We start from the raw sequence: 9954 nt of genomic DNA, 5'->3' as shown, positions 1-9954 counted from the left end.
ATAATGCGCCGTAATAGAGGATTAACTTTGGTGGAACTGATGGTGGCACTGGTCATTGCCGCCATTCTGCTGGGGATCGGCGTTCCTGCCCTGACCGACTTGAGTAACCGCAGCCGCGCTCAGGATGCGGTCGCGACCTGGTATACCGACCTGAATTACGCCCGCCAGATGGCGGCGGCCTACCAGACCAGTGTGACGGTCTGCCATCTTGATGCCGAAAACGCCTGCGACGGCCAGTGGAACCTGGGCTACGACATCTTTGTCGACACCGACGCAGATAATGCCCTGGATGCGGGTGAAGAACGCCTTCAGCAGCGCCAGGGCATCGATGACCAAGACCACCTTAAGATCAGCAGCTCCCTGAATCAGGTGCGTTTCAGCGCCGACGGTTTCTCCGCCCATAGCGGTTCGATGATCTACTGCCCCGCCAGTCCCACCAGCGAGTACAGCCTCAAGCTCAGCATCAGCAATACCGGTCAGATCCGCTACAACAGCGATACCGAAGACTGCGACTGAACATAAAAAAACGCCGCCCTCGAGGGCGGCGTTTCAGACAAGACAGGAGAGCGGTTAGCGCAATTCAGCCGGAACGTGGAACACCACATTCTCTTCCCGGCCACTGGCCTCTTCCACCGCTTCGGCGCCCTGCTGTTTCAGGGCATCAATCACCCCCTGAACCAACACCTCAGGAGCGGATGCCCCCGCGGTGACCCCGATTCGGGCTGCGCCTTCCAGCCACTCCGGCTGAATGTCCTCAGCACCGTCAATCAGGTAGGCCGGCGTACCGGACTTCTGAGCCAACTCGCGCAGACGGTTGGAGTTGGAGGAGTTTTTCGACCCCACCACCAGCACCCGATCACACTGCAGTGCCAGTTCACGCACCGCATCCTGTCGGTTCTGGGTGGCGTAACAGATGTCATCCTTACGCGGCCCCTCCACTTCCGGGAAGCGACGCTTGAGCGCATCGATCACTTCGGCGGTATCGTCCATCGACAGGGTGGTCTGAGTAACAAAGGTCAGGTTACGCTCATCCTTAACCTGCATCGCCGCCACATCCTCGGGCGACTCCACCAGGTAGATGCCGCCATCGGCATTGTCGTACTGCCCCATGGTGCCCTCCACCTCAGGGTGACCGGCGTGGCCAATCAGAACACACTCGATGCCCTTGCGACTGGCGCGCGTGACCTGCATGTGCACCTTAGTCACCAGCGGACAGGTGGCGTCAAATACCTTAAGGCCGCGATCTTTGGCCTCTTCCCGTACCTGCTGGGACACCCCGTGAGCACTGAAGATCACGATGGCGTTATCCGGCACTTCGTGCAGCTCATCCACAAACACCGCACCCCGTTGGCGCAGGCCATCCACCACGTAGCGGTTGTGCACCACTTCATGACGAACGTAGATCGGCTTTTCGAACAGTTCCAGCGCACGCTCAACGATGCTGATGGCGCGGTCCACGCCGGCGCAGAAGCCGCGCGGGTTAGCCAGCAGGACTTTCATCACGCCTCCTTGGACACGATGTCGAGGATCTCAACATCGAACAGCACGGTTTGACCGGCGAGCGGATGATTGAAATCCACGGTGACAGAGTCACCTTCCACTGCCCGAATCACGCCCGGGTACTGGTTACCATCGGCCGCAGTGAAGGCCATGATGGTGCCTTCAGAGAGATCCGCATCAGCCGCAAACTGGCTGCGATCCAGATGTTGGATGTTGTCCGGGTTGGCGTGGCCAAAGGCGTGCTCCGGGGCCAGAGAAAAGCGCTTTTTATCGCCCTTGCTCAGACCCATCAGTTCCGCTTCCATACCCGGGCTCAGGCTGCCGTCGCCCAGGGTCAGGCGCGCCGGTTTGCCATGCGCACGGGTGCTGTCCGCCACGCTGCCATCCGGCAGCTCAACGGTGAAATGCATAAATACCTGGGCGCCAGGGCCCACTACCACTTGGCTCATTTGGCCTCCTCCGTGTGTTTCGGCTGCAGGAAGGCGTCCAGAATCATCAGGCCCGCCCCCACACAGATGGCGCTGTCGGCGATATTGAACGCCGGCCAGTGCCAGTTACCGACGTAGAAGTCGATAAAGTCGATCACGTAGCCGTACAGCACCCGGTCGATCAGGTTGCCGATGGCACCGCCCAGGATCAGGGCGTAAGACAGATTCAGTCGCTTCAGCCCCGCACTCTGAGTGCGAAGCATAAACAGCAGGCCAGCGGAAACCGCGAGGGCGAACACCGCAAAGCCCCAACGCTGCCAGCCCCCGGCGTTGGCCAGGAAGCTGAACGCGGCCCCTTCGTTATGCACGTAGAAGAGGTTGAGGTAGGGCATCAGCGGCACCGGATCCATGTAGGTCAGGCTGGTGCTGGCCCAGATCTTGGTGACCTGATCGATCACCAGAGCCACCACGGCGACCCACACCCACTTACATCCGGACGCCTGCCACGATTGCGGCCGCTTGGCCCACAGTTCTTTAAGCATACTGACGCTGCTCTCCTTCGCCGTCTACGTTGCTCACACAGCGACCACACAGGGTCGGGTGGGCGTCGATGGTGCCCACTTCAGCACGGTGGTGCCAGCAGCGTTCACACTTGGCCGCCTCGGTTTTGGTCAGAGCCAGCTTAACGCCTTCGATGGCGGTGTCTGCGGCATCGCCAGCTTCCGCCAGCGGACGCACCCGGGCTTCGGAGGTGATCAGAACGAAGCGCAGTTCGTCGCCCAGTTTCTCCAGCAGCGCCAGCAGCTCACCATCGGCGTACAGGGTCACTTCCGCTTCCAGGCGGTTTTTGATGCCCTCGGACTTAGCCTGCTCAAGACGTTTATTCACCTCAGCCAGAACCTCGACCAGCTGGTCCCACTGGGCGTTGCTGACCGCAGCGTCTTCTGCCATCGGCGCCAGGCCATCAAACCATACCTGGGTAAACACGAAGGGCTCGCGCTCGCCCGGCAGGGCTTGCCAGATCTCGTCGGCAGTAAAGCTCATTACCGGCGCCATCCAGCGCACCATCGCTTCGGTGATCAGGTACAACGCGCTCTGACAGGAGCGGCGCGCCAGGCTGTCGCCCTTGGCGGTGTACTGACGGTCTTTGATGATGTCGAGGTAGAAGCTGCCCAGCTCGATGGAGCAGAAGTGCATCAGCTTCTGGCTGACCTGGTGGAAGTTGTAGGACTCGTAAGCCGCCACGATCTCTTCCTGCAGGGCGTGGGCACGGGCCACGATCCAGCGGTCCAGCGCCACCATCTCTTCCAGCGCTACCATGTCAGTCGCGGGGTTGAAGCCGCTCATGTTAGCCAGCAGGAAGCGGGAGGTGTTACGGATACGACGGTAGGCGTCCGCGGAACGCTTGAGGATCTCGTCGGAAACGGTCATCTCACCGGTGTAATCGGTAGAGGCCACCCACAGACGCAGAATGTCGGCACCCAGCTTGTTGACCACCTGCTGCGGGCTCATCACGTTGCCCAGAGACTTGGACATCTTGCGGCCTTTGCCGTCCACGGTGAAGCCGTGGGTCAGCACCTGCTTGTAGGGGGCCGCGTCTTTCATCGCCACGGAAGAGATCAGTGACGACATAAACCAGCCGCGGTGCTGGTCGGAACCTTCCAGGTAGAGATCCGGGCTGTGACCATGGAACTCTTCACGGGCGTCGACTACGGAGTGGTGAGTCACACCGGAGTCAAACCACACGTCGAGGGTGTCCTGAACCTTGCTGTAGTGCTCGGCTTCGTCGCCCAGCAGTTCCGCTGCGTCCAGATCCCACCAGGCCTGGATGCCTTCGGCTTCCACCCGTTGGGCCACCAGCTCCATCAGCTCAACGCTGCGCGGGTGCAGGGCCTGGGTCTCGTTGTGGACGAACAGGGCGATCGGCACACCCCAGGTGCGCTGACGGGAGATACACCAGTCCGGACGGTTCTCCACCATGGTCTGGATGCGGGCCTGACCCCAATCCGGAATCCACTGCACCTGGTCAATCTCCTGCTGGGAGCGGCTGCGCAGGCCAGCCTGATCCATGGAGATAAACCACTGCGGGGTGGCACGGAAGATGATGGGGGTCTTGTGGCGCCAGCAATGCGGGTAGCTGTGACGCAGGGCTTCATGGTGCAGCAGCGCGCCCTTCTCCTTCAGTACCTCAATCACGTCGTCGTTAGCTTTGAAAACGTGCTTGCCCGCGAACAGCGGAGTATCCGGCAGGTAGACACCGTTATTGCCGACCGGGTTAGCCACTTCCAGGTTGTACTTGTTGCCCACCACGAAGTCGTCCTGACCGTGGCCAGGGGCGGTGTGCACGGCACCGGTACCGGAATCGGTGGTGACGTGGTCGCCCAGTACCACCGGTACCATCATGTCGTAGAACGGATGGTGGAACTGCTGCAGCTCAAGGTCGGCACCCAGGCAGTAGCCCAGGTTGTGGAAGTGCTCGATGCCGGCGCGGTCCATCACGGACTTCACCAGATCAGCGGCCAGGATCAGGCGCTCAGGCTGGTCGCCTTCCACCTGCACCAGCGCGTACTGCACCTGCGGGTGTACGGCGATGCCGCGGTTGGCCGGCAGCGTCCACGGGGTGGTGGTCCAGATCACGGTTGAGATCGGACCCTGGCCCTGGTGGCCTTCGGCGCAATCAAACTTGTCCGCCACCAGTTTGGCGTCGTCCGCCTTGAAGCGCACGTCGATGGCCGGAGAGGTTTTGTCCTCGTACTCCACCTCGGCTTCCGCCAGGGCGGAACCACAATCGGTACACCAGTGCACCGGCTTCGCACCTTTGTGCAGGTGGCCGTTGTCGATGATCTTGGCCAGGGAGCGAATGATGTTGGCTTCGGTGCCAAAATCCATGGTCAGGTAGGGCTTATCCCACTCACCCAGTACACCAAGGCGGATAAAGTCGGCTTTCTGGCCTTCCACCTGAGTTTTGGCGTACTCGCGGCATTTCTGACGGAATTCGGCGGCAGACACCTTCTGGCCCGGCTTGCCCACTTTCTGCTCAACCTTCAGTTCGATCGGCAGGCCGTGGCAATCCCAACCCGGGATGTAGGGCGCGTCAAAGCCAGACAGCGTCTTGGCCTTAATGATGATGTCCTTGAGGATCTTGTTGACCGAGTGGCCGATGTGAATGTCGCCATTCGCGTACGGAGGGCCATCGTGCAGAATGAAGGGCTTGGCGCCCTGGCGGCTGGCACGGATCGCCTTGTACAGCCCCTTCTCATTCCACTGTTTCAACATTTCCGGCTCCCGCTGGGCAAGGTTGCCGCGCATCGGGAAATCGGTCTCAGGAAGGTTCAGCGTAGTTTTGTAATCGACCATCGATCCTTACACCATCATCGGTTTTCAGTATATTCCGGGACACGCAGGGCGGTTTGAGCGCGCTCCGCATCCAGTCGGATCTGGGCTTTCAGCGCCTCAAGAGAGGGGAAAGCGTGTTCGTCTCGCAGCCAGCTGTGCAGCCGGACATGCAGATGCTGACCATACAGGTCAGCGTTAAAATCAAACAGGTGGACTTCCAGTCGGCATTGCTGGCCGGACACCGTGGGCCGACGGCCCACATTGGCGACCCCATCGTGCCACTGGCCGTCCTCGGTTTGAACCCTGACGGCAAATACACCGCTGATCGGCACCACAGTGCGCTTCAGCAGAATATTGGCAGTGGGAAAACCGATGGTGCGCCCAAGCTTATCGCCGTGCGCCACCCGGCCACTTATCTGGTAAGGATGGCCCAGCATCCGCTCAGCGCTCGCCAATTCACCACTGGCCAGTGCATTACGGATCAGGGTAGAGGAGATCCGCTCCTGCCCCAACCGGCAACTGGCGGTATCTTCCACGGCAAAGCCATGTTTGGCCCCTGCCGCCTGCAGAAAAGCAAAGTTACCACGACGCGCCCGGCCAAAGCAGAAATCATCGCCCACCACCAGGTAACGGATGGCCAGCTTATCCACCAGCAACTGCTGGACAAAGTCCTCCGCTTCCCAGCCGGCAAAGCGCGCGTCAAAGCGGACGCACAGCACCCGGTCCACGCCCAGCTCGGCCAGACGGTCCAGTTTGTCCCGCAACAGATTGAGGCGCGCCGGGGCCGCCTCGCCACGGAAATACTCCTGGGGCTGGGGCTCAAACACCATCACCGTCGCCGGTACCCCGTACTGTCGGGCCAGCGACACCAGTCGGTTGATCACCGCAGCATGGCCCCGGTGCACCCCATCAAAATTGCCGATGGTCAGCACGCAGTCGCGATGCCGATCGGCCAGGTTGTGGATCCCGCGAATTAACTCCATGAACCTGTTGCTTGTCTTTGCTTCGAAAATCGCCGGATTATACCCCAGCCGAGGGGCCAGATCACAGGCTCTTTAACTGCCGTGGACGCAAGCCAAACAACAGCAGGCTCCCGCCGTAACTGACCGCCCCCAGACCAATCAGCCCGAACAGGGTCATCACCCGCTCACTGAAGCTCAGTGCCAGCCAGCCCGCTTCCGACGGTGACAACCAGAGCAACATCGCTGCCATTACGCCACCGGCCAGGGCCATCCGGGCAATCTGCGCCAGCGTCTGGCCACTGAGTTGATACACCCCCTGCTGGCGCAAGCCACGGTAGAGCAGCAAGGCGTTCAGGGTGGCCGACGCGGAGGTGGCCAGAGCCAGCCCGACGTAACCGAAGGGGATGGCGAGCGCCAGGTTGAAGCCCATATTGGCCACCATCGCGATGATGCCGTAGCGCACCGGTGTCTTGGTGTCCTGGCGGGCGTAGTAGCCGGGCGCCAGCACCTTAACCAGCATAAAGCTGAGCAGACCCGAGGCGTAAGCCAGCAAACTCATGGACGCCATCTGCGTGTCGGTGATGGAGAACTCACCGCGCATAAACAGCACCATCAGCATCGGCTGGGCCAACACCATCAGCCCCAACATCGCCGGGATCCCCACCAACAGCACCGAACGCACGCCCCAGTCCAGCGTCTGGGTAAAGCGGGTGGGGTCATCGTTGGCCTTATCTTTGGACAGCGCCGGCAGGATCACCGTAGCAATGGCGATGCCGAATAAGCCAAGGGGAAACTCCAGCAAGCGGTCAGAGTAATAAAGCCAGCTGATGGAACCGGTCATCAGGAAGCTGGCAATAAGAGTATCAAACAGCAGGTTGATCTGGCTGACCGACACACCAAACATCGCCGGGATCATCAGGGTGCGGATCTTGGTAACGCCCGGATGGCTCCAGCCCCACTGAGGCCGAACCAGCATGTTGGCCTTATATAGGAAGGGGATCTGGAACAGGAACTGGATCAGACCACCAAGGAACACGCCCCAGGCCAGACCCAACTCCGGTCGCTCCAGCTCTGGCGACAACCAGATGGCACAGCCGATGATGGCGATGTTAAGAAACACCGGGGTAAAGGCCGCCACGGCAAACCGCCCCAGCGTATTGAGGATGGCACCGGCCAACGCCGTCAGAGTGATGAACCACAGATAGGGAAAGGTGATCTTCAACATCAATGACGCAAGCAGGAACTTGGCGCCTTCGGGCTCCCCCCCCAGCCAGGCCAGGAACCAGCCAGTCCCAAACAGCGCCGCCAGCACCGGTGAAGCCACCACCCCGAACAGGGTCACCAGGGTAACGATGCCCCCGAGGGTACCGCTCACCTTAGCAATCAGCTCCCGCACTTCATTCGGTTCCCGCTGCTGCTGGTACTCAGTCAGTACCGGCACAAACGCCTGGGCAAACGCCCCTTCGGCAAACAGTCGGCGCAGAAAGTTGGGGATTTTATTGGCCAGGAAGAAGACGTCGGCAGCAGCGCCGGCCCCCATCAGGTTGGCCACCACCACATCCCGCACCAGTCCCAGTACACGGGACACCAGGGTCATGGCGCTCACTACCAGCCCGGAGCGCACCAATCTCTTACTCAATGACGTGGTCCCAAAGTAAAAAGGCGAGGCTCAGAAGCCGAACCTCGCATCAGATAGAAAAAAAGGCACGCTGCCCCTGTTGCCGGGGCAGTAATGCTGCTAGAATTTCGGCCCATCTTAAACTAGATGGGTCGTGGAACGCCAAGATTGGTCCTGAGTCCACCTTGGGTTGACGCTTATTTGCACATTGTCATTGACAAAGATGGGCAAAAAAAGTAAATTCGCGACCTTTCTGAGAAACCAGACAGCACCGTTTTTAGGAGTTTGCACTTGGCTAACATCAAGTCTGCTAAGAAGCGCGCCATCCAGGCCGAAAAGCGTCGTCAACACAACGCTAGCCGTCGTTCCATGATGCGCACCTTCACCAAGAAAGTAGTAGCCGCTATCGCCACTGGCGACAAAGCCGCCGCTACCGAAGCGTTCAACGCCGCCCAGCCGATCCTGGATCGTATGGCCACCAAAGGCCTGATCCACAAAAACAAGGCAGCTCGCCACAAGAGCCGCCTGGCTGCGCAAATCAAAGCTCTGTAATCAGAACTTTGATGCGGAAAAAAACCGGCTTAGGCCGGTTTTTTTGTGCCTGTCTGACAGCGTACAACCTTTCTGTTACTCTGACGCCTCCACGGTTTCAGCATAACAATAACAAGGATAAGGATGTTACGCGCACTCTCCCTGATCGCTGCTGGCCTGATGGTCTCCAGCACCCTCGCCCAACCTTTCGACAACGCCACCCTGAAACACAGCGATGCGCTGCGCCAACACGCGGAACAAAGTGATGCGGCCTGGCAGGTGTTGGAATCCCTGACCACCGAGGTGGGACCGCGCCTGGCCGGTACCGAAGCCGACGCCCGTGCGGTGGCCTGGGCCAAGGCCCGTTTTGAGGCCATGGGTTTTGACGCCGTCCGACTTGAGCCGGTTACTGTCCCTCACTGGGAGCGCGGTTTTGCCGACGCGAAAGTCACCCTGCCCTTTCCTCAGCCGCTGGTGATCACCGCTCTGGGTAACTCCGTGGCCACACCGGAGGGCGGCATTGAGGCCGGCATTATCCGATTCGCCACGTTGGCTGACCTGCAGGCTGCGGATCCGGCTCAGGTGAAAGGCAAGCTGGTGTTTATCGACCACAAAATGGAACGCTACAAGGATGGCCGCGGTTACGGCCCTGTTGTTAAGGCCCGGGGGATTGGCGCAGTCGAGGCGGCCAAGAAAGGTGCCGTTGGCCTGTTGCTGCGCAGCGTCAGCACCAGCAGCCACCGCTTTGCCCACACCGGCGTGATGCGCTACGTCGACGACGTGGCCCGCATTCCCGCTGCCGCCATCTCACCGCCAGATGCAGACCAACTGACCCGCATGCTGGCCCGCCAGGATGACATCCAGGTCAAACTGGAGCTGGAAGCGATGGATAAGGGGGAAAGCACCAGTTACAACGTGATTGGCGAGATCCGCGGTGCCAGCAAGCCGGAGGAGATCGTGCTGATTGGCGCTCACCTGGATTCCTGGGACGAAGGCACCGGAGCGCTGGATGACGGCGCTGGAGTCGCCATTGTTACCGCTGCCGCCGAGCACATCATGGCGCTGAAACAGCGTCCCGAGCGCACCATTCGGGTGGTGTTGTATGCCGCTGAAGAGATTGGCCTGATTGGCGCCAAAGCCTACCGCGATGCCCACCAGGATAAGCTCGACCAACACTACATCGCCGCTGAAGCGGACTTTGGTGCCGGCCCCATCTATCGCCTCGACAGCCGGGTCAACGAAGCCGCCCGCCCCGCCATCGAGGCCCTGGTGGAGCAGCTGGCGCCGCTGGGCGTCAGCCTGGGCCATAACTAAAGCTGGGGTGGCCCGGATGTGTCGGTACTGCCGCCCCTGGGCGTCCCCGTCGCCGGGCTGAACATGGATGGCACCGACTACTTCGATTACCACCACACGCCCGATGACACCCTGGATAAGGTCAAACCCGAGTCCTTAAAGCAGAGCACCACGGTCTACACCCTGTTTGCCTGGCTGATGGCCAACGCCAACAGCGAGTTGCGGCCCATTCCCCCCACCGGGAATTAACGCCACAAAAAAGGCCCGCGGAGTGCGGGCCTTTTTA

8 protein-coding genes and 1 pseudogene are annotated in these 9954 nt (G+C 60.5%); 3 read left to right on the top strand and 6 right to left on the bottom strand.

Annotated elements, in window-relative coordinates:
- Positions 1–3: 3 nt before the first annotated feature.
- A complete protein-coding gene (locus FBAL_RS19485) occupies positions 4–516 on the top strand; it encodes a GspH/FimT family pseudopilin (RefSeq protein WP_013344302.1) in 513 nt (170 codons plus the stop codon).
- Positions 517–570: 54 nt separating this feature from the next.
- Here the strand turns inward: FBAL_RS19485 and ispH are convergent, their stop codons facing one another.
- From ispH to murJ, 6 genes are all read right to left on the bottom strand, one after another.
- The gene (gene ispH / locus FBAL_RS04050; protein WP_013344301.1) at positions 571–1500 is read right to left on the bottom strand and encodes a 4-hydroxy-3-methylbut-2-enyl diphosphate reductase; all 930 of its coding nucleotides are present in this window, start codon (positions 1498–1500) and stop codon (positions 571–573) included.
- The gene (gene fkpB, locus FBAL_RS04045; protein WP_013344300.1) at positions 1500–1949 is read right to left on the bottom strand and encodes an FKBP-type peptidyl-prolyl cis-trans isomerase; all 450 of its coding nucleotides are present in this window, start codon (positions 1947–1949) and stop codon (positions 1500–1502) included. The genes ispH and fkpB overlap by 1 nt, the downstream gene beginning before the upstream one ends.
- The gene (lspA, locus tag FBAL_RS04040; protein ID WP_013344299.1) at positions 1946–2470 is read right to left on the bottom strand and encodes a signal peptidase II; all 525 of its coding nucleotides are present in this window, start codon (positions 2468–2470) and stop codon (positions 1946–1948) included. Before lspA ends, fkpB begins: the two co-directional genes overlap by 4 nt.
- A complete protein-coding gene (ileS, locus tag FBAL_RS04035) occupies positions 2463–5285 on the bottom strand; it encodes an isoleucine--tRNA ligase (protein WP_013344298.1) in 2823 nt (940 codons plus the stop codon). The genes lspA and ileS overlap by 8 nt, the downstream gene beginning before the upstream one ends.
- A 14-nt stretch (positions 5286–5299) precedes the next feature.
- On the bottom strand, positions 5300–6247 hold the full coding sequence (gene ribF, locus FBAL_RS04030; RefSeq protein ID WP_013344297.1) for a bifunctional riboflavin kinase/FAD synthetase: 948 nt from the start codon (positions 6245–6247) through the stop codon (positions 5300–5302).
- Between the two features lie 61 nt (positions 6248–6308).
- Entirely contained in the window at positions 6309–7865 is a 1557-nt protein-coding gene (murJ, locus tag FBAL_RS04025; protein ID WP_041251177.1) for a murein biosynthesis integral membrane protein MurJ, read from the bottom strand.
- Positions 7866–8135: 270 nt separating this feature from the next.
- On the opposite strand from murJ, the gene rpsT reads away from it, so the two are divergent.
- Together rpsT and FBAL_RS04015 are read left to right on the top strand one after the other, a co-directional pair.
- Positions 8136–8396 carry a 30S ribosomal protein S20 gene (gene rpsT, locus FBAL_RS04020; RefSeq protein ID WP_013344295.1) on the top strand — a complete coding sequence of 87 codons (261 nt, stop codon included), beginning with the start codon at positions 8136–8138 and terminating at the stop codon, positions 8394–8396.
- A gap of 123 nt (positions 8397–8519) precedes the next feature.
- Positions 8520–9917, top strand: a pseudogene (locus FBAL_RS04015) (M20/M25/M40 family metallo-hydrolase).
- Positions 9918–9954: the final 37 nt, after the last annotated feature.

This window comes from Ferrimonas balearica DSM 9799 (assembly GCF_000148645.1).
GTDB classification, from domain to species: domain Bacteria; phylum Pseudomonadota; class Gammaproteobacteria; order Enterobacterales; family Shewanellaceae; genus Ferrimonas; species Ferrimonas balearica.
Note: the sequence above shows the minus strand (reverse complement) of the source record. Positions and strands in the feature narration are given on the sequence as shown.